Below are 23,455 nucleotides of genomic sequence, written 5' to 3'. Positions count from 1 at the left end.
AAATTAGCAGTGAGAGAATTACGATCGACTTCTTCCCGTCTGCTTGAAGCTGTTTTTTTAGCCCTTTCATGGGTAGAAACAGCCTATTTTGCGCCAAATCGTAACCCTCACTGCCGCTCGCGGTTAATCTTACTGTTCCCTTCCGTAATTCCGCCTGGCCGCCCACATGATCGCAAGTGCATCAATGATGTTCTGCAACAACAGAGCTGGCGCGACCATATACCACCGCTCATGGATTTCGATATTGTAGTGTTTTATATAAGCCGAGCAGTTAACAACTTCACCACATCATCTACAGAGGGCAAAGATGGATGGCTCACCATGCGGTGTAACGCAGTATCATAGTTTTCATGCCAAACAGGTTGAATCATTTCATAACCATCCTCGCGCAGTTGGTTAACGTTGCGACGTACAGCAGCTTTCTTCCACATCACGGTCCCCATTACCGGGAAGAACAACACCGGAAAATCCGCAGCAAGCACTACCGTGGTCAAGCGATTTGGCGCAGCACCTTGCGCGACCGAGGCCAGCGTATTCGCCGTTGCAGGCAATACCGCCATAATGTCATGGTCAGAAACAATCTTTGAAGGTTTGTCGCTGGGCCAATCAGCAGGTTTTTCACCCGCAATCACACGGTCAGCCCACAGCCCGAGCGTTTCCGCGGGGATAAACTGCTCTGCTTGCCGAGTCATCAACACGGTTAACGAACAGTGAATATTCTTTTTGATCGCCTTCAGGTACTCAGGAAGATAGGTGATATCCACCGAGCCGGTGGCACCAATTAAAATCCGCTTCTTCTCCGTCATGATCGTGCTCCACACAAAGCTCTCTAATAGCCACTGCTATGAAAGTAAAAGCCGCAGCCTCTACTTTCATGCATCAAATACCCGCAGAAATTACAGCGTACCAGGAGGTGCTTCACCCCAGCCCCACTTCTTAATCGTTTCCCGCTTAGGGCGTGGCGCTTTAGGTTGCGAATTCGCCTGGGCGCGACGCGATCCCCACTCAATATAAGCGGCAAATGCGGAACGGAACTCAGGATCGGTAGGCAAGTTAACCTCGTCCACACACTCCATCATCAAATCCACCCAACGCTGACGCTGCTCCGGTTGGATACTCCTGCCGCGATGCTTGGAAACCATGCCCTTAAATCCGCCTCGATAAGCCGTGTAATTAGCCTCCCCCCCCAGAACCTCTTCCAGCCAGATAGCGACATGCTCCGGGTGGTCACCCGCCATATGAGCAAACATCGGCGCTAATAACTCATCCTTTTCAACCTTGGCGTAAAAGGTCGTCATGAGTTTTAGCAGAACCTCTCTTCCACCCATCCATTCAAATAAAGTTGGTGTATTTTCTGACATAAGTACTCCAGCAAAGTTAGTTGGTGATGATTCAGACAATATTGATAACTCAACCTAATTCCAGAGAAGCCAGGGCATTAATTCCTGGCTGATAATCTGCAGGCGGTTCCCCACGATACATCCGGCAAGTATGAAACAATGTTTTGAACCCTAAAGAGCGGACAAATTCGATGGCTTGTTGGGCGTATTCTGGAATATCTAGAGTGACATTCGTCTGCTGCGGTATCTCATTCATCGCGGCCAACAACAGTGCTTTCATATTTTTCTCATTAGCGGCATAGAAAGGCCCGACTCGATAACCATCATCGGAAGGACGTAAACCAATTACGCCTTCAATCCCTTCATTACCCACTAACAGAAGTCCTTTTCGCCCTTGGTCGAAAAACCACTCAGCAAGTAAACCGGCACGAGAATACCCGACAAAATTCGCGTCAAAATCAATCACAGAGGTAATATTTTTTTGATCGACGAGTTCTATATTGTGTAGTTCGACAATGTTTTTAGTCGCCGCTCCCACCATACGGAAAGTGTGATAGTGTGTTTTGAACCCATACTTCTGATAATTGTCCTCTTGGGCGGGCATGCCATCCAGGCCAATACAGCGCCCTTCAGCATGTTCAATCGCCATACTCCAAACCGCCAAGCCAAACCCTTGACCGCGAAAATCGGGATTAACAATATAATGGCCGAGATGAGCGTAATTTTGCGCGTGGTTCACAACAGATATCGAAGCAATCGGCCTATCTTGCCAATAACCGATATAAAAACCCAGCGTATCTACATTAAGGAAACGACTCGCGTCTCCTTCCCCAAGATCCCAGCGCTCCTGACGTGCCATTTCCACCACCACCGGCCATGTTTCGGGTGTAGCGATACTTACCTGAAATTGGCTTTCAGGGCATTCGGTTATTTCATTCATAGTATCTCCTAACCGGACGAATAACTTCGGTTACAACCCCATAGACTTGCTAATAAACTCTTTAAGCACTTCACTCGTGCCGCCATAAATAGTTTGCACCCGGCTATTTGCCCAGGATTTTCCTATATATGAATCACTCATATAACCAGCCCCTCCATGCAACTGCAAACAGCGATCGGCCACTTTTATCTGAAGCTCAGTAGTCCAGAGTTTAATTCTTGCCGCATCAACCACGCTGAGGCTTTTCTGGTTAAAGCGAGCGATTGCATCATTTAAATACACCCTGGCTATTTTTACTTCCGTATCCAGCTCCGCCAGCATAAACCTATTCGCTTGAAACGATCCGATAGGCTGCCCGAAAGCCTTACGGTGCTTTACCCATACCAGCGTTTTTTCAAGTAGATATTCCGCTGTGGCAACGGCAACGGTCGCAATGCTCAATCTTTCTCGCGGCATCCCTCCCATAAAATAGAGGTTGCCAATATTCTCGCGACCAATAAGATTTTCGCAGGGAACCCGACATGCGGTGAAATGAAGATCGGCGGTATCACTGGCATGCCAACCTATTTTTTTCAGCAATGGCCCGCGCTCAAAACCCGGGGTGTTTCGTTCAACGATCAGCAAACTGGTGCCCTGCCCACGTGACGCCTCTGAGGTTCTTACCGCGGTCAGAATAAGATCGGCATTAATCCCATTGGTGATATAGCTTTTATGACCATTGACAATATAGTGCTGCCCTTGCTTTACCGCGGTCGTCTCAAGATCTGCCGAATCCGATCCACCATTGGGTTCGGTAATAGCGATCGCCGCAATAAGTTCACCGCTGCACAACCCTGGCAGCCAGCGAGCTTTCTGCTCATCGGTACCGTGGCTGTCTATATAACTGGCGATCACATCATTATGAGAGATAATGACTGGCGCGGTCATCTCGGCGCGAATTAACTCCTCCGTCAGGACAGCAGCATAGTGATAATCAGGCTTCTGCTGACCGCCCAATTCACGGACAACGCCCAATCCTAATAACCCCACTTCACCCGCGTGGCGCCAAAAATCACGCCCGATCAGGCCGTTAGTTTCCCACTCAGATAGAAAGGGATTAGCCTCACGCGCCAGGAAATCACGGCAGGTAAGTCGAAAATGTGTTAACTCTGTGTTTTCCATAATATCCTCAGAAAGATTCCGCGACCAATGCCTGAGTCTCTGGTACCTGCGAAAATAGCGCCTTTACCAAGTCAAAATAGTTATAAATAGCGAAATGGCCCCCTTCGATAGGGTGTAGTTGGGTGGTGGCAAACGTGTGGTTCCGCCACGCTGCTTGCATTTCTTCAGTGACATGTTCATCTTGATCCGCTGAGATAACGGCCAAGGGTTGCGACACTTTTTTATCCACAAACGCCAGGAACTGATGGCGCAAGATATAATCGGTACGGAGCGAGGTCACCAGCCTGCGGGCGAAGGCGGGCTCATTGAGAATGCTCTCTGGTGTCCCATTATCCGCACGCATTTTTGAAATGATTTGATCGTCCGTCCACAAATGTCGGTCATCGTCAGCCTGCACGCTCGGTGCGATAGAGCCTGAAATCACGGAAAACAGCGGGCGCATAGCATAGTTTTCCGCCAACGCCGCACTCACGATAAAACTCAGCACGCCACCAAAACTATGACCAAACGTCACCCATTCGGTCGTCCCAGCCTGCTGGCGCAGGGCAAAGTCCGCATGGATATCGGCGCAGATCCGATCGACCAACAACGGCAGATTGTCGATCACCTTTTCACGGCTCAGCACGTCACGGCCAGGTATCTCGATAGGCTTGAATACCAGATTGGAATCCCCTTTGAAGCGGCCAAGCCAAGCACGATAGACGCTCGCGCTGGCGCCTGCGTGTGGGAAGGCATAAATGACGCGCTTGGGCGCAGACGAATTCATATATGGCTCCCCAGTAAGAAAGAGGCGATACGCTCAGCAACCATCACGGTAGTGAGGTTCGTGGGCATCGAGGGGATACAAGGGAAGAGTGAAGCATCTGCAACGGCGATTTGGCTCAGGCCGTGCAGGTTACCCTGTTCATCCGCTGCAGTCTGCGGATCGCTCGCACATCCCATCCGTACCGTACCAGAGGCATGCCAGCCGGGGCTGAGCAGATTTTTGATGGCGTTATGCATAACCTCATCATTGTCGATCATAGCCTCAGACCAGAACTGGATACCGTCGAGATATGTCGCAAGCTCAGGATGATTGATCAACCGCCACATTTGACGTACACCCCCGACCAAGCGCGCGATATCCTCTGGCTCCTGTGATAACGGCAGATCGATCATCGGCAGTTGCTGACTATCCCTGCTCTGGATAAACACTCGTCCTCTGGACTTGGGACGCATCAGCATCACAGAGGCCCCCACCAAGCGTGGGTAATCGGTGCGATTCTGAAAACCGGGTACGGTCTTGCTCGCCACGTTGTTCATTAATCCTAATTGCACATCAATCTGCGCATCGTACCCGCTGTTCAAGCGCGCCGCAGTTTGCCGCCACGGTGTTTCCTGGATGCTATTTCCAGATTTTGGGAGTGCCCATAGTACTACCGAAGCGTGATCGGACAGATGGTTGCCAATGGCAGGCAGATCGGCCACCACGGGAATATCAAGTTGTTGTAATAAACGCGCATCTCCAACGCCGGAACGCTGCAAGATTGCCGCAGATCCTATCGCCCCGGCGCACAGCACGATCTGGTTGGCACGATAGGTAGTATAGCCCCCGTCGTGCGACGCTTCGACACCAACAGCCTTGCCCGCGTTAAACAGCACTCTCTCGACCGTCATGTGCGAGAGGATCTGAAGGTTTTCCCGCTCGCGTGCCGCAGAAAGATAGGCGCGGTAAAGATCGTACCTTTCCGCTCCCTGCACCACATTGGCTGGTACGACACCCACCGCCGCACTTTCTCCCTCATTCAGATCGTCAACAAAAGCGATGCCGTTCTGTTGGCATATATCGGCAAAGGCTTTCTCCAATGGCAAGATATCGTCCCCTACAGGCCTCCGCAACCTGAGAGGCCCTTGGTGACCATGCAGTGAAGAATGCGGACGGTCAACGTCATTTTCCAGCTTCTTGTACCACGGCAAAACGTCACACCACGCCCATTGACGACACCCCATATTTACCCAGCGGTTAAAATCGCTGGGAAAGGCCCTTAAGGCTACGGCACCGTTAATCGCAGACGATCCCCCCATGACTTTCCCCAGGCGATAGCCAAAGGCTTTACGCCGGTTACGCTCTAACGGCTGATTATCATCTACCTGGACGAAACGAGAAAATCGCTCTGTCCCATGCACGTTGGCTTCGTATGACCAGTTATAGCCTTCAAGAACCAGGCGGGAAGCATCCCGCAACGGACTATCAGGTTGAGCAACGTCAGAATCCTGCCCCGCCTCAAGCAATAAAACACTGTGTTTGCCACTTTCGGAAAGACGAGAAGCCATCACACAACCCGCTGTCCCGCCTCCGACCACAATAAAATCATAATCAACCTGCTCTGGAGCCGGTTTAAATGGATGCGTCATGCGTATTGCTCCTGAATCTTGTCCGCTACGCTGGAAAGGATGCGCGAAAAATCACGTACTGAGGCATTCATAAACAGGCTCTCGATCATATCCTGTTCACTGGACGGGCCGACCTTGAAGGTTTCGCGTACCGCGCTCAACAGCCCTACCGCATGCAATGAATCGCCACCGATGTCGAAAAAACCATCATTGACATCAAAGTCACCGTGTTGCAGCTGTTTTGACCATAAGGCGAATACACGGGCCTCAAGCTCATCGGCGGGTTCACTCTTATCCGACGCAGCTACCACTTCCCCCCATAGCACGGGCAAAGCGTTACGATCTATTTTCCCATTAGCTGTCAATGGCATACTGTCCAATAAGACAAACCAGGTTGGTATCATATAAGAAGGGAGATGAGCTTGAGCGAGTTCGCGTAGTGTACCTTCCAACGCGCTCTTTTCGTTCTCGCTGGCCAGTTGCTTCGGCACAATATATGCAGCTAGCTGCTTTTGGCCGGTTTTCGGGTGGCTTACCGCAGTGATCACGACGTGGTTCGCCTGCGGATTCTCCAACAGGCAAGCCTCTATTTCACCCAGTTCGATGCGATAGCCATTAATTTTTACCTGATTATCTTCACGTCCCAAGATCTCAATCAGTCCTTCATCAATATAGCGTCCCAAATCACCGGTTCTATACAGCCGCTCGCCAGTGATCGGATGGTTAAAAAATCTCTCCTGCGTTTTTTCAGCATCGCCCAGGTAACCTTGTGCCACGCCAGCGCCTGCAATGAACAGCTCACCAGTAACCCACTTGGGACAAGGTTCAAGCCATTCATTGAGCACATGAAATTGCTGATTAGCCAATGGCTTACCGTAAGGAATGCTTTTCCAGGCGCTATCTACATGCCGGATTGGGTAAGCAATTGACCAGATTGAACCTTCTGTCGCCCCACCAAGGCTGATCACATCAATACCGTTGACGGCGGCCTTGATTTGATCCGGCAGGTTGACCGGGATCCAGTCTCCACTCATCAGCACCAGACGCAAAGCACTGCCAGAAAGCTGCGAACCGGCCCGCTCTACCAAGGCTTTCATTGGTGCCGGCACGCTATTCCACAAAGTCACCCGATGTTTGGTGATCTTTTCAGCCCATATTTTCGGATCGTTAGCCTCATTTTCCGCAGCAAACAGGATGCTGCCACCGGCTCCCAGAACTCCAAAATAATCATAAACGGATAGATCGAACCCCGCTGGCGCAACGGAGAAGACACGGTCATGCTGATTGACGTTGAAACGACGATTAATATCCAAAACCGTATTAGCGGCGTTGCGGTGCGTAATCATTACCCCTTTTGGCTCACCAGTAGAGCCGGAGGTAAAAATAACGTAGGCCAGATCATCCAATGTCTGTTTTGCCACCAGTGAAGGAAACTTCATCGGTGCAGCACTATTAATGACCACCCCGATGTTGATTAATCCATCTATTGGTTCCAGGCCAGCAGGCGTCACGATGGCTTTCGCAGCACAGCGCTCAATCAACCGCGCTTTACGCTGCTCAGGAAATTGTGGGTCAATCGAGACATAAGCCGCACCCGCGAACAGTACACCCAGAATGGCGGCCAGCATTTCCGGCCCTTGCGGCAGAGAAACAGCAACGATGTCACCCGGTTCAATGGCCACAGCAGCACTCAGTTGCTCGGCAACGTGGTTACCGCTGGTGACCAACTCCCCGTAGCTGACCTCTCTTTGCCCCTGAATAATCGCCGTTTTGGTTGGGAACTGACGTGCAGCATGCAAGATCAGATCCTGCAACAACGCAGGTGGCATACCATCATCCGTCGAATTTGCAGCCAGTCTCTCCTGCATGTCGTCCGTGTTCAAGGTCACTACCGCACCCTGTTGTGACCAAATCTGCGGGTTTTCGCCACAGGCGTTCAGCAGTTTAACGGCTGCCTCAAACATCATTTCCGGCATACCCGCCGGGAACAACCCTTCGACGTAGTTCCAGTTCATCACCAGATCGCCATTGATACGCAACAACTGATTTTCGAGCCAGACGCCGGGCGTTTGGGTGCTGCTATACTTGACCATCGCCGTGCCTTCCCAGCCATAGTCGGTGACAATATCTCGTAGTTCCGCATTCAAGGTATTGCTGAATACCACCGGGAAAGAGAGCGCCCGTCCTCCCTGGCTCCGACGCGTCATTTCGCGTAGAACCTGAATCCCATTGAATGAGGAATGCCAGTAGTTCAACAACTGTTCAGTCTGCAACATCACCAAGCGCTGACCAAACGCCTCCGACTTACCGTCTTTAACACACAACAGGCTTGACTGAAGATAATTCCCTACGCTTTGTTGCACATCCGGGAAATAGTTACGTCGCGCATGCTGGGTTAAAGTGAGAGTAAAGTTCTGGCGCCGCGACCACTGCCGCAAGGTTTCAACATAAACGCCAAGAAAGAGTGTTTCCAGGGTAATACCCTGTGCAGTCGCGATCTGACGAAGCTTATTGACTAATTCCAGTGAGATCGGGTGTGAAAGCGTTTTAAATATGGGGTTTTTAATTAATTAAGGTGACTGATACAGTGGTAGTTCAGGAGCTGCGGGCATCGCACCCACTTTATTTAACCAATAATCCTTATCCCGGCAGCCTTGCTTACTCTGCAGAAGTTGCCTTTCTCTTTCGATATAATCGCCAAAATTAAATTCCGGCTCGGATTTTACTACATATGGATTTTGATAGAACCGCCACCAATCCTTCATCACTATTTTCACACTATGCAAATCAAGAAACATCAATTCAAAACAGAGGTGTAAACGAACCTTCATCTTATTCAATAAGGAGGCTCTAATCTCGAAAGACGGTGCAACAGCCAACGAACGTAAATGCGTTTCCATGTCACTTCGTGTGCTATTAATAAATTCCTGCAACTGGTTATCATCCATGTATTGGCAATCCGTCACGGCAATCTCATAATGTTCAAGGGCCGCAGAAATTCGTTGACGGCCACTATCAGTCAGTTCGGCGCGCAGCATGGCATGCAGGGACAGCGTTTGGTTCAAGGCTGCATTGAGCCGCTGGAGATCGGGGTTGAAAATTTCGACTTCAAAATAGTAATGCGTTGCAATCCCTCCCAGAGGTATTCCTGCATTGCGACCAATCAAATAAGCGTATTGAATATCGGTTAGCGGAAATGACTCATCCTCTTTTCTTTCCACTGTTTTATCAAAGGTTGTCGAATCATCTACAGGTAGTTTCCCATTAAGCAACTCATTTATTTTAGTGACATTTTTTTCAACGGAATGTTCAATCTGATTGGTGATCAGGTCATTTTCTTTCCCTGAAAGTTTTAAGCCAATTCTCTTGGCCGATTCCTGCATGACTCGCATAAAAAGCCCCTCTGAGATTATTCAATAAAAATAGCATGAGAGCGTTACGCATCCATCAAAACGTTTAAGAATACCAATTACTTAAAGTTAGGGGTAAAACCTCCCCCAAAAATACCGTTGTAGCAGCAAACATCGGATAGATGAGATGCCCAAGCCCTTCATATAAACATCGTGAATATTTCATTACAACAATCAATCAACTGATCAATTGATTGTTGAAATACTACATTAATATGTTTTATGACGTCAAGCATAAACATCACAGTGCATAACAATTTGATATCATAAAAAAAACAAGCAATTACTCGTAACAAATTGAATTAATTGAAATAAAATAAAAAACCATTCAGCACTCATGATAAGGAACCAGTAATGACCATCAATAAAGTAATGAAAAATTAATATTAATTTATACGCATTTTTCTTTTTAACTTGACAACATCAGATCAACACGCACAATACTCAATTAATCAATTGAATGATTTTATTTATTCATAAATAAAATTAATGATTACACATAGGAAGTAAACTTATCCAACAGATGACAAGTAGGGTGGTAAAATGAGTAATGATTTTGTGACAGACAAACGCGATTCGGCCCTTCCTGAAGATATGGCTCGACCATTAGTCGTAGAGGAAAATAACGCTTTAGTGTTTGCTATTCTCGCCTCCATTCAGGCAACGCTGATTTTTACAATTGTCATGATTGGAGTCCCACTACCAGCGATTGGCACAGAATTCCAGTTGGTTCAAGCCGAACTGGTGTTGGTGAGTGCTGCCTATGGGTTGCCATTTAGCGGCCTGTTGCTGTTTGGCGGGCGACTAACTGATCGTTACAGTGGAAGAAAAATGTTTACTTTGGGGATGCTTATCTTCGGCCTTGCGTCATTGAGCGGCATGTTCGCTTCCTCCTATTGGATTCTAGTAGCAATTCGCTTTTTGCAAGGGATCGGTGCCGCGCTTACGGCTCCAGCCCTGATGGCATTATTGCGCCAACTCTACCGAGAGGCGGGCCAGTTCAACCATGCAATGGCAACCTGGGGCGGAGTATCGGTTCTGGGGGGAGCCGTTGGTTTTCTTTCATCAGGCATCATCACCACTTGGCTGTCTTGGCGGTGGATGTTTATTGTTCCGGTTGTTGTTAGCTTGTCCGGTCTGCTTTTGGTACGCACAATGATGAAGCCGCTCCCCCTACATGATAACGACTCTCCTGGTCTAGATTTGAGTGGTGCTCTATTGGCGACTAGTGGCATTTCGCTGTTCAGCTTTGGCCTGATCATGAGTGGCGAATATTCTTGGCTGACTGCGCCTGTCTATCTGCCTGTTGCCGCTGGCCTGCTGTTCATTTTCACTTTCATGCTCGTCGAGCGACATGTTAGCTCTCCTCTGCTACCCCCTGGTTTTATCCTCAACCCAATGCGCATGACTGGCCTGATTGGTATTCTACTGGCCGCTGCGGGTATGGGCTTGATTACCTTTTTACTTTCCCTGTATCTGCAACAATTTCGCGGTTGGTCCTCTTTTGCAACCTCCATGGCCTTTATACCTTATACCGTTGGACTCCTAATTATGAATCGTGCCGCCGGGGCCCTCATTATGCGCTTCGGCGCCTTGCAAATCACAATTGTCGGGCTACTGCTCGGTGCTGCGGGGCTGCTTTTATTGGCACAGCTCAATGAGCAAACCCACTATGTACTTGGCCTGCTTCCTGGTTTATTTATCCTCCCCGCCGGAGCTTCTTTGACCTTTTCCGGCAGTGCGGTACTTTCTACGGCAAATGTTCCCCTACGCGAAGCGGGCCTTGCGGGCGGCGTAATGAACACATCAATGGAGTTAGGTCCAACTATGGGGCTGGCTGCATTAATGGCAGTAGCGGCAACCCAGGCAAACGTAGTTAATGGCTATGCATGGGCATTTGGCACTGCAGGAGGAGTCTATTTACTCGCAGCGATAGGCGCGCTAATTTTAATGAAAAAGATCAATTAGCCTTAATAATCGAAATACCACTGGAACCATAATGTTGAGTATCAGGATCCAGTGGTGTTTCCGTGACAGGTTATACCAGTAAACAGAGAAAACGAGGACTTACCGGTTAATTTGCACCTCCAACCCGGCGGCCTTCCACTCCGGAAAGCCATCCTCTAGGCAACGAGCGAGAAACCCATTGGTATGCAGGGTTTTCATAGCGTTGAGAGAGAGGACGCAGTACGGCCCGCGGCAATACGCCACCACTTCCTGTCCTTTAAGCAGTTCAGATAGGCGACCCTCTAGTTCTTCGGCCGGAATATTGACCGCTCCAGGCAGATGGCCAGAGGCGAACTCTTCGGGGGGACGCACATCCAGCAGAGTAATATCCCCCTCATTCAAGCGATGCAGAAGCTCTTCGCGAGAAATCGATTCCAGCCGTTCACGCTGGCTGAAAATATCAGTAACGAATGATCTGATCTCGCTATGTCGATATTCCACAAATTGCCGAATCGCCGTCAAGATATTCTGGACTGGCCCATTGCCCAAACGGTAGTAGACGTTTTTCCCTTCGCGGCGTGATTGCACAAACCCCGCACGTTTGAGATGTTGAAGATGCTGAGAAGCATTGGCTATCGTAAGACCAGCCAGTTCCGCTAGCCTTTCAACCGGTCTTTCTCCCTGTGCGATATGCTCAAGCAGTAGCAGACGATGTGAGTTCCCCAAGGAACGTGTCACTTCTGCAAATTCATTAAGAACTTGACGTTGACTATCGCCATTGAGTGTTGACATATTGTTTTTACTACCCCATCATTCAATATAATAATTGAAAGATATTATATCAAAGGTTGAAGGAGCCCACCAGTTTACTGCTGCTACCTTTCAATCGAGATTGTGTTACAGAACATGTTACGTTTTCCACGTCCTAGAAGCGTAAAAAGGATCGTTAAATGGATATATTATTACGTGCAGTGCTGATTGGTACTGGAGCAACCTTAGTAATGGACATCTGGGCATTACTGCAAAAACGCTTTTTTGATATCCCTTCGCTCAACTATCAGTTAGTCGGGCGCTGGTTAGGACACATGCCAAATGGCAAGTTTTTTCACCATACCATCATGCAGACAACACCAATAAGCGGAGAAAAGGCTCTGGGGTGGACGGCACACTACGCTATCGGCGTCGTCTTTTCTCTGATATTTATTTATCTCATGGGGCAAGACTGGCTTGAGCACCCCACATTTTTGGCAGCACTCATTATGGGCATTATAAGCGTCATAGCCCCTTTCTTTGTTATGCAACCTGGATTTGGTTTTGGCTTGGCTGCATCCAAGACACCGCAACCTAATATAGCGCGCCAGCGTAGTCTAATAGCACACGGTTCGTATGGTGTTGGGATATATCTGAGTGCTGTTTTGCTACAGTACTGCTGGCCGATAAGCTGAGAAAAGTCACTAACGCGGGTAATGACTCCAATAAGTAGAACATGTACTTTTCGATGGAGGCCCCGATGACCTTTTCTTGCAACTCAATCGACCATGAGAATCAGATTGTTTTATGGTACATGCGCTTTATAGGGGTTCGCAACGTTAGGTTATTACGTTAAATACATTTAGTAAATATGCAGCCCGTCAGATGCTTATCCTTCTGTACTTTCCGGCTATAACTGCCCCATTCATCACTGGCTAGCATGCCGATATTGAACGGGATCAGTAATCGGCAAGTTTCATCGGTGCGGTGCCCAAAGGTGTAGGCCAGTACACTGCCTGTTTTGGTATTGTTTGCATACTAGAGCCAGTGCTGGCGAACCTTATTGCAGACAAAGCTCCACTGTTCATCGAGTTCGCAGGTAAGCGCTACATCAGCATGAGCGACTAGTGAGGACGTTATCCGCTTCGGCGCGAGTTATTAAAGTACGCATGACGGCGTTGATACCGACTTTTAGCGTTCTTACCGTATCCGGACACCAGCACCGTTGAAGGCCTAATCAACGATTATCGGCGCCAGAACGATTCCTTCTCCCTGTGGGCTGAGGAATCCCCAGAAAAATTGAGACGAGAAGCAGGCTGTTTTTCACCTAGAAACGGGATGAAAAACAACCTTAAGCAGACGAGAAAAGGTCATCGTAATTATCTCACTGCCAATTTGCGAACAAAATGGAACAGATTGCTCGTAAAGCACTCGTTCTAATTATCTGAATCCACTAAAAAAATTAGTAGGGATTATTCCTCAGCCCTGTTGAAGGATTGTTGTGAGGAGTAAACTGCGAAGATCAGACTTTGGTCAGTATCAACTGACCGCTTTTATCCAGCGGGATCTGGGTGCCTGGATCGTGATCCATGCGGATTTTGCCCTGCTGGTCGCCAATCTTGTAAGTCACGTCATAGCCCAGCATTTTCTGCGATTTGTCATACACCGTTTTGCAGCGCTGCTGCGTGCTGGTGGTAGTGTCGTTGTCTTGCAAGGCACCCTGTACCTGGTGACCGGCATACCCGCCACCCAGCGCACCTACCACGGTCGCAACATCACGGCCCCGGCCACCGCCAAACTGGTGGCCAATCACGCCCCCGGCAACCGCCCCCAGCACGGAGCCAGCGATGCGGTTTTCATCCTGAACCGGCGCACGATGGGTCACCGTGACGTTACGGCACTCTTGCCGAGGGGTTTTGATGGTTTCTTTGATCGGTGTTGCGGCGAGAACCTGCGCATATTGTGGGCCAGGAGTGAATACGTCCAGACCAGCTACGGCAGCAATTCCCAGAGCGGCTGCAATACCAATCCCAACACCGGCTAACATTGATTTGTTCACAGGAAATCCTCCTGAATGTGTTACCACGCATTATGCACCGGGCGAGCTCGCCGTGATCACTGGCGATCCCCCGGTTTACGGCGTGCGTGACGCGCCGTCTGTAAACTCCCTAAAGTCTGCACAAGGAAGTTCAGCCTCGCAATAAGACTCAATGAGCAAAACGCACTGTAAACGGGCCAAAACCCATGAATTGAGAAGAATCCTATCCCTGCCAGCTCCCTATCTCACGGCAATAAAAAAACCCACGCGGCAAGCCTACGTGGGTTTTCATCAACCGAACGAATGGGTTAAAAAAATCAGTGCATCTTCAAGCGCGGACGGATCACGCGGTTGATACCACCCACCAGCATCATCAGGCCGGTTTTGGTATAGCCATGCAGCGCTACCTGGTGCATACGGTACAGCGAAATATACACCACGCGGGCAATACGCCCTTCGACCATCATTGAACCGCGCATCAGGTTGCCCATCAGACTACCTACGGTGCTGAAGCGGGAAAGCGAGACCAGTGAACCGTGATCCTTATAAACGTAAGGTTTCATCGGCTGATCGTGCATCATCGCCAGGATGTTGCTATAGCAACGTGATGCCATCTGGTGAGCAGACTGTGCCCGTGGTGGCACAAAGCCGCCGCCTTCACGTGGGCAGGAAGCGCAGTCACCGATAGCAAAAATGTTGGCATCACGGGTGGTTTGCAGCGTTGGCTCAACTACCAGCTGATTGATGCGGTTGGTTTCCAGCCCAGCAATCTCTTTCATAAAGTCTGGAGCCTTGATGCCGGCCGCCCACACCATCAGATCGGCATTGATAAATTCGCCGCCTTTGGTGTTCAGGCCATGCTCATCGGCACTGGTCACCATGGTATTGGTTAATACCCGCACGCCAAGTTTGTTCAGTTCCTGATGCGCCGCTGCGGAAATACGCGGCGGCAGCGCTGGCAGAATACGCTCACCGGCTTCCACCAGGGTAACCTTCAAGGCGCTGTTATCCAGCCCTTCAAAACCGTAGCTGTGCAACTGTTTGACCGCGTTATGCAGCTCTGCCGACAGCTCAACGCCGGTAGCCCCACCGCCCACGATGGCAATATTCACGCTCTCCTTCTCTTCCGGATTGGCAGAGAACTTGAGGAACAGGTTCAACATCTCGTTATGGAAACGGTGCGCCTGATTCGGGTTATCCAGGAAGATGCAGTTATCTCTTACCCCTGGGGTGCCAAAGTCGTTCGAGGTGCTGCCGAGCGCCATCACCAGGATGTCGTAGCTCAACTCGCGGGCGGGAACCAGCTGGCAGCCTTGCTCATCGCAGATCTGCGTTAACTGCAGCGTTTTATTTTCACGGTCAATGTTGACCAGTGAACCCAGTTGGAAGTTGAAGAAGTGATTACGCGCATGTGCCAGGTAGTTCAACGCATCCACACCGTCATCCAGGGAGCCGGTAGCCACTTCATGCAGCAACGGCTTCCACAGATGGCTGTGGTTGCGATCCACCAGCGTGATCTCCGCTTTGTGCTTACGACCCAGTTTATGGCCCAGGCTGGTTGCCAGCTCCAGACCACCGGCACCACCGCCGACAATAACAATTTTTTTCTTTGGCGTTGTCAAAATGACCCCCTGAATGTGAACCAATTGTTGCCTAAGGGTAAATAAACAATATCCTTAGAATACATAGGGTTCGCTTAAGTTAAACCTGCAATCTGGGGCCAGAATAGCACGAGAGGTTATTTGGTCATACCAAAATTGATGTACATCAAAGTTTTTTGGTTAAAGGCTGGACGAAGGGATTTTTTGAGGATTGTGATTCAAATAGTTAGCGTGAGATCACAGTTTTACATTTTGCTGCCCACCGGCGAAAACGGGCACGATAAAAACAAAAAAGCCGCAATTGCTGCCCTTGGGGAACAGCGTTCACGGCTCAAAAATGCGTTATAAAACTGTTACGCCAATGTCTTGAACGCTTTGATGCGTTGCAAGTGCGGCGAGATGTTTTTAAACTTGTGACTCTGCTGTTCATCCCAGACGATTTCATAATACTTGTGCAGCAACTCGGCACTACGCTGGCTGTCCAACACTTCGTCCTGGCGAGAAAGCACCACCAGGCAGCGATCGCGGTTCTTCTCACGGAAATCTTCCACGCATTTGGTGGCGATATCGCGATACTCTTCCGGCCGGTCGATCTTGCCGTGCATATGTTCTTCCGGGTACAGGTTCGGGTTGAAGATCACCTGACGGATGCCGCACAAAAAACCGATACGTTCGGCCCAAAAACCCCCAAGACCCACACCGCAGATCAATGGATGGGCATCCCCTTCCTGCTGTACCGCCTTGTCCACCTCTTTCAATAAATGCTGCATATCATGGCGCGGATGCAAAGTGCTGTAGCTGATAAAGCGCACGTCCGGATCGATGAACTGTAACTGCATAATCTTTTCATGATTGCCGGGACTGGTGGAATCGAAGCCATGCAAATAGATAATCATGTGGTTCCTCGCAACAAGCTGGGGGCCGCTGGCAGCCCCCATTATTAACGCCGCCTTCTTGCGGCGCCCTGGCCGTTCACCCCGCTGAGCGTTGCTTATGCTCTTCCCAGCGTTCATGCAATTGACTCAGCGCATGATGCGCCTTTTGCCAACGGTCGGAATCGCGCAGTTCCTGACGGGTGAACTGACCGCGATGATATAACCGCTGCAATTTCTCTACTTTGACCGGGGACAGGTTATCTAACACGCTGACCGCCCCTGCCCGATTATTACAAACCAGGATCATATCGCAACCGGCATCCAGCGCCGCCTGGCCACGTTCGGCATAGCTGCCCATGATCGCCGCCCCTTCCATCGACAGATCGTCAGAGAAAATCACGCCCTCAAAGCCTAGCTCCTGACGCAAGATTTGCTGCAGCCAGTAAGGCGAGCCGCTGGCCGGGCGCGGGTCTGCTTCAGTATAGATAACGTGGGCTGGCATGATGGCATCCAGCAATCCGCGTTGGATCAGCTCACGGAAGATAGTCATATCATGTTCGCGGATTTGAGCCAATGGCCTTGGATCGCGCGGAGTTTCTTTATGCGAGTCCGCCGTGACTGCGCCATGCCCTGGGAAATGCTTGCCGGTGGTTTTCATCCCGGCGCTGTGCATCCCCTGGATAAAGCGTTCGGCCATCACTAACGCCTGCTGCGGATCGCTATGGAAAGAACGCTCGCCAATCGCCGCGCTGGCGTGGCCGATGTCCAATACCGGGGCAAAGCTGATATCGATATCCTGGGCAATCATTTCCGAGGCCATCAGCCACCCGGCTTCCTGAGCCAGACGCCCGCCTTCCTGAGCATCGTTGAGCGCCGCAAAGGACTGCGCCGCCGGTAAGCGGGTAAAACCTTCGCGAAAGCGCTGTACGCGCCCGCCTTCCTGATCCACCGCCACTACCAGCCGCGAATGCGAGGCCGCGCGGATTTGGCGAACCAGCTCACGCAACTGCTGCGGATCGGCAAAGTTGCGGGTAAACAGGATCAAGCCCCCTACCAGCGGGTGTTTTAAAATTTCGCGTTCTTCTGCGTCCAGCTCATAGCCGACGACATCTAGCATTACTGGGCCCACGGCCACCTCACATCAGTATTCATGATTAATTTGACGATGATAAACAAAAACGCCGGTATAACGCTGCGCCCCAACGCAAAAATTCCGCATCCCGACACTGCTGCCAGCGCACTTCGCACCACATCAGCATCAGGTAATCCACCCACGGCAACCAACGCTGAACCTGTGAGGCCAACTGCGGCAAATCGGCATAGCCGTGGGGTTGGTATTGCTCTAAAAAGCGTTGTTGCACAGCCGGGGAAAATTGATTGAAGCGAAACATCGCCGCCAGCTCAAGGGCGATATCGCCATCGGCGGCATACTCCCAGTCGATCAGCCTTAGCTGACCGGCCTGTCGCAGCAGATTACCGGCATGAATATCCATGTGCAGCGTTGCCAACTGCAACGGTCGCGGCATGGTGCCGTTGATGAAATAGCGCTGCCAACGCAGCCAGGCTGGCGTGATCCGCCGGCGATCAATTTGCTGCCAATAGCGGGTATATTGCTGTTGCAGATCCAGCCGGTAACCACTCAACCCACGGTTATGCAACCGGGCGGTCAACTCTGCCAACTCCCCGTTGGCCGTTAAGGAAGCAAACGCCGTTTCGTCAACGCTCTCACCGGCAAGCCATTCGACGATCAACCACTCAGGGCTCTGTAACCACACCTTTGGCCCCATGCCTAATCCAGCACGCTTGAGCACTTGCCCCTCACGCCGACGGTTAACGCCGAGCATGCGTTTTTCTGGCGTCTGCGGACGGGCTAGCAGTTGCACATCGCCACTGTCGATCCGCCAGCTCTCGCCGCTCAACCCTTCTACCAGGCTAAAATGACAACCGGCGGTATTTACCGCCGGCAGCCTGTTACTCAAGAGTCGCCGCAGCTGGGATTCAGTATTTGACGTCGCCATTGCCTGACCAGACGATCTCACCGGTTTGTACCAGCATCAGTTGCATTTCCATCGCCGGTGACTTCACATCGCCACTGACGTCGCTATACAACACGTATTGCGCATTGACGATGCGCGCCAGGCCAATCGCCTTGCTGCGCGATCCGAGGCTGTCTTCCGCCGACAGGCCCAGCGTTTGTTTGGCGCTCGCCAACTGCGATTCCGGCACAACGGCAAAGGTGTTGTTGGATGCCAAAGCCTGATGCAGCGCCGAGGTGGCGTTGCCGATGCTCAATGAGCCATTGGTATTGTTTTTCACGCTGTCCAACAGCAATACGCTGCCAGGCGTGACGCCATCAGCCTTCAGCATCTGATTGACCAACGGCTGCACGCTGCCCAGCCAGTCAAGCTGCTGGATCTTCGGCGGCTGTGGCACCGGCTCGGTGGTTGGTGGCAACGGTTCAGGCTGAGGCTCTGGTTGCGGTTGTGGCTCTACCGTCACCGGTGCCGTAGGCTCTGGCGGACGTGATGGACAACCGGTTAACACCAACGCGGCCAGTGCCACCCATAGGAACTTTTTCATTACCTTCTCCAACGTAACCCAAAACTTATAAGTATAAATACAGACGTACACGCTTGGCATCAAGATTGCCATTCAACGAATAAATCTCGGTGTCTGAATTGGCGGCAACGGTGACCGTACGCGGCTGTTCAAAAGGCAGGATATCCAACCCCTGTTTGTCATACCAGTAGAAACGATAGTGGAGGGTCACCGGCGTCGTCTGGGTGTTGCTGAGCACCGAACTGGCCCGCAGGCGGCCAGATGCGTCGGCAATAGACGGGTTATCCGCCAGAATACCCGCCGTCAGTACCGGTGAATCCATCACCACCGTTTGCCGTTCATTGACCGAGATGCCCTTCGGGCTGCTACAGCCCATCAGCATCGCGGCGGGGAGCACCAGCGCCATCAAGTAACGCGTCGTGTGGATATAGCGCATGGTCTTCCTCGGTTAACGTGACAACAACGGGCCCAGAGCGCGCCCACCGACTAAATGCATATGAATATGATAGACCTCTTGCCCGCCGTGACGATTGCAATTGATGAGCAAGCGGTAACCGTCTTCGGCAATCCCTTCCTGCTCGGCAATTTTGGCCGCCACGGTGATCATACGGCCTAATGCGGCCTCATGTTCCACGGTCACGTCGTTCACCGTTGGGATCAGGACGTTCGGCACGATCAGGATATGGGTCGGTGCCTGTGGGGAAATATCACGAAATGCGGTGACCAGCTCGTCCTGGTAGACGACATCGGCAGGGATTTCACGGCGAATAATTTTACTGAAAATCGTTTCTTCGGCCATCTGGAACTCCTTGTTCAGCGAAAATATTGGTTTACGCAGTATGCGTGACAAATTCTACTGCTATCAACCCGATTGCGCACTTTCCGTATCGAGTGATGGAGAATCACTCAACCTTACGAGTTTACCAGCGGTTATTGGCTACCAATCAACTGCGGCGCATGGCCACGCATCCAATCGGCCAACGAGTCTAACGTGGGGCGCAACGTTTTACCCAGAGGCGTTATCTCGTATTCCACCCGTGGTGGCACCTCAGGAAACACTTGCCGAGTGACAAGACCGCATTGTTCAAACTGGCGGAGCTGACGCGTCAGCTCTTTTTGCGCGATTGGGGCCACCGCGCGCTGTAATTTGCTAAAGCGTATTGGACCGTCGATCACCATCAGGCGATACAGGATCGGGATCGCCCATTTTCCCGAAACCAAATTGACGAAGCTCACCATCGGGCACGGTTCTCCCGCCGGCGGTAACGGGAAATTTTTTTCGACCTGCCCTTTCACTATTGACGCCATTGCATCCCACCTTGTCTTTTAGTATCCAAACGGTACCTACTATGCAAAAGGTACTGAGAGACCAATAATGGCGTAACTGACCAACGAGAGGAAGGGTTATGTCACGATTAACAGGTAAATACGCGTTGATTACCGGGGGAACCAGCGGCATCGGGCTGGAGACGGCCCGGCAGTTTATTGCCGAAGGAGCCACCGTGGCGATCACCGGGCGCAGCGCAAGCGGGTTAACAGCGGCTGGCGAAACGCTAGGGGATGTCGTGCTATTGCACAATGACGCCGGGGATATCGGCCAACAGCCTGTTTTAGCCGCGCAGTTGGCTAAAAGCTGGCCCCGGCTGGATATCCTGTATATCAACGCCGGTGATGTCACCCACCTGCCGTTACAGGAATGGGATGAACAACGCTATGACCAACTGATGAACACCAATCTCAAAGGCCCTCTGTTTTTGATCCAGGCCCTGTTACCGTTGCTGGGCAATCCTGCCTCGGTGATCCTGTGTGGTTCCGTCAGCGCGCATATTGGCCTGGCGCAAAGCAGTGTCTATGCCGCCAGTAAAGCCGGGATTTTGTCTTTGGCGCGTTCGCTTTCTGCTGAGCTGCACCCGCGCGGTATTCGTGTCAACGGCCTTAGCCCTGGCCCAACGGCAACTCCGGCGCTGGGCAAGCTGGGTTTACCGGCACAGGCTGAACAGGAATTGCGCGAAGAGATCCACGCGCTGGTGCCGATTGGCCGCATGGGGACTGCGCTGGAATTGGCCAAAGCCGCCGTATTCCTCGCGTCTGACGAATCCAGCTACATGGTGGGCAGTGAACTGCTGATCGACGGTGGCGTGGGGAATTTAGCACGGAGTTGAAAGGCTATTGTAGGGGCGCTGCATGCTGCGCCCAATGAGATCATGCCAATGTTTGCTCCACGAGTTTAGCGCTTCAGCAAAACTTCCAACCTGGCTTTCACCTCACACCATTCATCATCGATAATGCTGAACCTGACCGAGTTACGTTTGCGCCCGTCGGGCATGATGCGCTCATGACGTACAATCCCCTCCTGCTTGGCACCAATCCGCAAAATTGCCGCGCGTGACTTGTCGTTCAGTTCGTCGGTGGTGAACTGTACCCGTACCGCCTGTAATACTTCAAAGGCATAGCCGAGCAGTAGGTATTTCGCTTCAGTATTCACGCCGGTACGCTGCACCGATTGGCTCAGCCAGGTGTGGCCGATTTCCATTTTGCGATTAGCCCGGTCGATTTTCCAGAAACGGGTACTGCCGATAATTAGCCCGCTATCCTGCTGAACAATGACAAACGGCAGCATGGAGCCAACATCACGGCCTGCCACGGCGGTGGCGATATAGCTGTCGATCATACTGGCACTCGGCACTGCGGTAACCTTCAGGTTCCACAGTTCGCCATCAGCAGCGGCGATCAGCATTGCCTCACGGTGCTCTGGCTGCAAGGGTCGTAGTTCTATTTGTTTGCCGACCAACGTTGGTGGCTTGAGCACGGATGGGGTGGACATTATTCCCTCTCTTGCAACGATCGATGAACTGCCATCAGCATCGCAATAAACAGGGAAAAAAACCAACAAATTAAACAGGATGTACACTGATCCCGTTCAGCTTACTTGTTCTATGTAACAAAGCGCTGATTTATTACCAGGCGGGATTACTGTTAACATTCGCTTGGGTGCTCTGGATCTTTTTGTCCTGAGCATTAACAAGGGATAGAAAGAGAAAAGCCCCGAATCGATGTAAATCAACCCGAGGCCACTCTTATGCCCAAACACCATAAAGGTAGCCTCTTACCCGCCGAAAGGCAAGGACAAGGAGGCTATCATGCCGCAAAAGTTAGTAGTAATGGCCCTGGTTATTCTCTGTATCACCGTACTGGTGTTCACCTGGATGACCAGGAAAAGACTCTGTGAGATCCGCATTCGTAGCGGAGAAACGGAGGTTGCGGCCATGATGGCTTACGAATCCGCAAGGTAAGGCAACCCAACGGCGGGGCTTGCCCCCGCCTGTTGGTTGTTTGAGCAGAGATCCATGAGCACCCCTTCCATCCAAAAGAAGACTTTCCCCGCCTTTACTAGCACTATCTCGTTCCCAATGTCCTCTTCTTTTTGACAATGTGCCACCTTTAAGGGAAAGTTATAGCGTAAGTCACCACCATACCAAGGGCATTAGTTCGTTTTTCAATATATATCTTGTTATTAAACTCATAGTTGCCCACTGGATTGCATACTCTAATACTCATGTCTAAATCTGCATCATTAACTTCTGCCCCAGTACAACTGTTGCGACTCCCGTAAGCATAGGAATACGTCGTAGTATATGAAGATGTTTTACTGGGTAGATAGTAAGTAGCCGTTATTAATAACATGATAGCGACAAGCACCGTTACGATGCTAATAGCACCATAAAGCTTAATATAATCAATGAATTTACTGCTATTAAACGCGCCACTTCTGATAATCAAAAGTGAGATAAGCAAAGCCAGTGCCAGCGCCGTCACAAACATATAACGCACACTTGTACGATTCAGAAAGGTTTGACGATAGATCTCACTACGCCATAGTACCATCCCCAAAACGAATCCCAAAAATAGTATCGTCACGCTAAAAAGATAAGGATAAGAGTATTTTTTCATCGCCAATGTCCTTCTGGCTGGCTTCATGATGCTAATTTTTTGTACTAACGGATATAAACTTAATACCGAACTCATGTCAATAACGGTTACTAGCTCAGAAAAGAGCATAAAAAAAGGGAGGCCTAAGCCGCCATATTGAGGGTAATAAAAACAAGCAGTTACATAGTTATCAATGATTTAGATACCTGTAACTGCGTGCTGAAAACGGCTATAGCGTGGGCGTTTGGGTCAATTTGTGGTCATGGGAACTACTTCCCCAGATGCGGACGTTAATAACCCATTTCATTCAGCATTCCGCTGATAATAAAGTCACTCTCTATTTTTTTTACATACTCTTCGTCAATTATTTCTTGAAGCAACCTAGCTGACTCTAGATAAGAATCATAAAAGTTAGTTACAACTAATTCATCAAAATTTTCTAATACATGCTTCACATCTGCAAGACGTAACCAATTAAGATCTCTTCCGAGTTGTTTATATTCATCCCTTTCTGTCTCTTATACACATCTC

Annotated in this window: 23 protein-coding genes and 2 pseudogenes; 4 read left to right on the top strand and 21 right to left on the bottom strand. The window is 50.5% G+C overall.

Annotated elements, in window-relative coordinates; all coding sequences use genetic code 11:
* Positions 1–254: 254 nt before the first annotated feature.
* The 8 genes and pseudogenes from A6U95_RS21340 to A6U95_RS21310 form a co-directional block, all read right to left on the bottom strand.
* Positions 255–806 (bottom strand): flavoprotein, encoded by a 552-nt coding sequence (locus A6U95_RS21340; protein WP_065685922.1) that lies wholly within the window; start codon positions 804–806, stop codon positions 255–257.
* A gap of 90 nt (positions 807–896) precedes the next feature.
* Positions 897–1,361, bottom strand: coding sequence for a group II truncated hemoglobin (locus tag A6U95_RS21335; protein WP_065685921.1), 465 nt, complete (start codon positions 1,359–1,361; stop codon positions 897–899).
* Positions 1,362–1,410: 49 nt separating this feature from the next.
* Complete coding sequence (locus A6U95_RS21330; protein ID WP_065685920.1) at positions 1,411–2,280, bottom strand: GNAT family N-acetyltransferase; 870 nt, start codon at positions 2,278–2,280, stop codon at positions 1,411–1,413.
* A 30-nt stretch (positions 2,281–2,310) separates the two neighbouring features.
* Entirely contained in the window at positions 2,311–3,441 is a 1,131-nt protein-coding gene (locus A6U95_RS21325; RefSeq protein WP_065685919.1) for an acyl-CoA dehydrogenase family protein, read from the bottom strand.
* A gap of 7 nt (positions 3,442–3,448) precedes the next feature.
* The gene (locus tag A6U95_RS21320) at positions 3,449–4,207 is read right to left on the bottom strand and encodes a thioesterase domain-containing protein (protein ID WP_065685918.1); all 759 of its coding nucleotides are present in this window, start codon (positions 4,205–4,207) and stop codon (positions 3,449–3,451) included.
* Positions 4,204–5,835, bottom strand: coding sequence for a GMC family oxidoreductase N-terminal domain-containing protein (locus tag A6U95_RS21315; RefSeq protein WP_065685917.1), 1,632 nt, complete (start codon positions 5,833–5,835; stop codon positions 4,204–4,206). Before A6U95_RS21315 ends, A6U95_RS21320 begins: the two co-directional genes overlap by 4 nt.
* Positions 5,832–6,185 carry a phosphopantetheine-binding protein gene (locus A6U95_RS31600; protein WP_241810714.1) on the bottom strand — a complete coding sequence of 118 codons (354 nt, stop codon included), beginning with the start codon at positions 6,183–6,185 and terminating at the stop codon, positions 5,832–5,834. The genes A6U95_RS21315 and A6U95_RS31600 overlap by 4 nt, the downstream gene beginning before the upstream one ends.
* A pseudogene (locus A6U95_RS21310) lies at positions 6,174–9,197 on the bottom strand (amino acid adenylation domain-containing protein); the annotation flags it as partial. The gene A6U95_RS31600 and the pseudogene A6U95_RS21310, both read right to left, overlap by 12 nt.
* Before the next feature lie 570 nt (positions 9,198–9,767).
* On the opposite strand from A6U95_RS21310, the gene A6U95_RS21305 reads away from it, so the two are divergent.
* The gene (locus A6U95_RS21305; protein ID WP_083196437.1) at positions 9,768–11,192 is read left to right on the top strand and encodes an MFS transporter; all 1,425 of its coding nucleotides are present in this window, start codon (positions 9,768–9,770) and stop codon (positions 11,190–11,192) included.
* Between the two features lie 99 nt (positions 11,193–11,291).
* Here the strand turns inward: A6U95_RS21305 and A6U95_RS21300 are convergent, their stop codons facing one another.
* Entirely contained in the window at positions 11,292–11,963 is a 672-nt protein-coding gene (locus A6U95_RS21300) for a metalloregulator ArsR/SmtB family transcription factor (protein ID WP_065685916.1), read from the bottom strand.
* A 158-nt stretch (positions 11,964–12,121) separates the two neighbouring features.
* On the opposite strand from A6U95_RS21300, the gene A6U95_RS21295 reads away from it, so the two are divergent.
* A complete protein-coding gene (locus A6U95_RS21295) occupies positions 12,122–12,616 on the top strand; it encodes a DUF2938 domain-containing protein (protein ID WP_065685915.1) in 495 nt (164 codons plus the stop codon).
* Positions 12,617–12,650: 34 nt separating this feature from the next.
* Here A6U95_RS21295 and A6U95_RS30415 read toward each other — a convergent pair.
* From A6U95_RS30415 to A6U95_RS21250, 10 genes and pseudogenes are all read right to left on the bottom strand, one after another.
* Positions 12,651–13,169 (bottom strand): annotated as a pseudogene (locus A6U95_RS30415) (IS1 family transposase); the annotation flags it as partial.
* A gap of 274 nt (positions 13,170–13,443) precedes the next feature.
* Entirely contained in the window at positions 13,444–13,980 is a 537-nt protein-coding gene (locus tag A6U95_RS21290) for a glycine zipper 2TM domain-containing protein (RefSeq protein ID WP_173409428.1), read from the bottom strand.
* Between the two features lie 296 nt (positions 13,981–14,276).
* Positions 14,277–15,581 (bottom strand): NAD(P)/FAD-dependent oxidoreductase, encoded by a 1,305-nt coding sequence (locus tag A6U95_RS21285; RefSeq protein WP_037374843.1) that lies wholly within the window; start codon positions 15,579–15,581, stop codon positions 14,277–14,279.
* A 332-nt stretch (positions 15,582–15,913) separates the two neighbouring features.
* Positions 15,914–16,456: an alpha/beta hydrolase YcfP gene (gene ycfP / locus A6U95_RS21280; RefSeq protein ID WP_024485957.1), complete on the bottom strand. Its 543-nt coding sequence runs from the start codon at positions 16,454–16,456 to the stop codon at positions 15,914–15,916.
* A 76-nt stretch (positions 16,457–16,532) separates the two neighbouring features.
* Entirely contained in the window at positions 16,533–17,552 is a 1,020-nt protein-coding gene (gene nagZ / locus A6U95_RS21275; RefSeq protein ID WP_029712059.1) for a beta-N-acetylhexosaminidase, read from the bottom strand.
* A 37-nt stretch (positions 17,553–17,589) separates the two neighbouring features.
* Complete coding sequence (locus tag A6U95_RS21270; RefSeq protein ID WP_065685913.1) at positions 17,590–18,453, bottom strand: phosphotransferase; 864 nt, start codon at positions 18,451–18,453, stop codon at positions 17,590–17,592.
* Complete coding sequence (gene lpoB, locus A6U95_RS21265; RefSeq protein ID WP_065685912.1) at positions 18,434–19,015, bottom strand: penicillin-binding protein activator LpoB; 582 nt, start codon at positions 19,013–19,015, stop codon at positions 18,434–18,436. Before lpoB ends, A6U95_RS21270 begins: the two co-directional genes overlap by 20 nt.
* A gap of 25 nt (positions 19,016–19,040) precedes the next feature.
* Positions 19,041–19,430 carry a YcfL family protein gene (locus tag A6U95_RS21260; protein WP_065685911.1) on the bottom strand — a complete coding sequence of 130 codons (390 nt, stop codon included), beginning with the start codon at positions 19,428–19,430 and terminating at the stop codon, positions 19,041–19,043.
* A gap of 12 nt (positions 19,431–19,442) precedes the next feature.
* On the bottom strand, positions 19,443–19,793 hold the full coding sequence (hinT, locus tag A6U95_RS21255) for a purine nucleoside phosphoramidase (RefSeq protein ID WP_021178295.1): 351 nt from the start codon (positions 19,791–19,793) through the stop codon (positions 19,443–19,445).
* Positions 19,794–19,924: 131 nt separating this feature from the next.
* Positions 19,925–20,233: a helix-turn-helix domain-containing protein gene (locus A6U95_RS21250; protein ID WP_065686205.1), complete on the bottom strand. Its 309-nt coding sequence runs from the start codon at positions 20,231–20,233 to the stop codon at positions 19,925–19,927.
* Between the two features lie 167 nt (positions 20,234–20,400).
* On the opposite strand from A6U95_RS21250, the gene A6U95_RS21245 reads away from it, so the two are divergent.
* Entirely contained in the window at positions 20,401–21,156 is a 756-nt protein-coding gene (locus A6U95_RS21245) for an SDR family oxidoreductase (protein ID WP_065685910.1), read from the top strand.
* A gap of 65 nt (positions 21,157–21,221) precedes the next feature.
* On the opposite strand, the gene A6U95_RS21240 is transcribed toward A6U95_RS21245, so the two are convergent.
* Positions 21,222–21,818, bottom strand: a complete 597-nt coding sequence (locus A6U95_RS21240) for a GNAT family protein (RefSeq protein ID WP_065685909.1) — start codon at positions 21,816–21,818, stop codon at positions 21,222–21,224.
* A 316-nt stretch (positions 21,819–22,134) separates the two neighbouring features.
* On the opposite strand from A6U95_RS21240, the gene A6U95_RS30105 reads away from it, so the two are divergent.
* Positions 22,135–22,287 (top strand): type I toxin-antitoxin system Hok family toxin, encoded by a 153-nt coding sequence (locus A6U95_RS30105; protein ID WP_021178298.1) that lies wholly within the window; start codon positions 22,135–22,137, stop codon positions 22,285–22,287.
* Between the two features lie 148 nt (positions 22,288–22,435).
* Here A6U95_RS30105 and A6U95_RS21235 read toward each other — a convergent pair whose 3' ends face one another.
* Positions 22,436–22,945: a hypothetical protein gene (locus A6U95_RS21235; RefSeq protein WP_065685908.1), complete on the bottom strand. Its 510-nt coding sequence runs from the start codon at positions 22,943–22,945 to the stop codon at positions 22,436–22,438.
* Positions 22,946–23,455 lie beyond the last annotated feature (510 nt).

This window comes from Serratia sp. 14-2641, assembly GCF_001692375.1.
GTDB classification, from domain to species: Bacteria; Pseudomonadota; Gammaproteobacteria; order Enterobacterales; family Enterobacteriaceae; genus Chania; species Chania fonticola_C.
The sequence above is the reverse complement of the archived record's forward strand: the minus strand, read 5'-3'. Positions and strand labels throughout refer to the sequence as shown.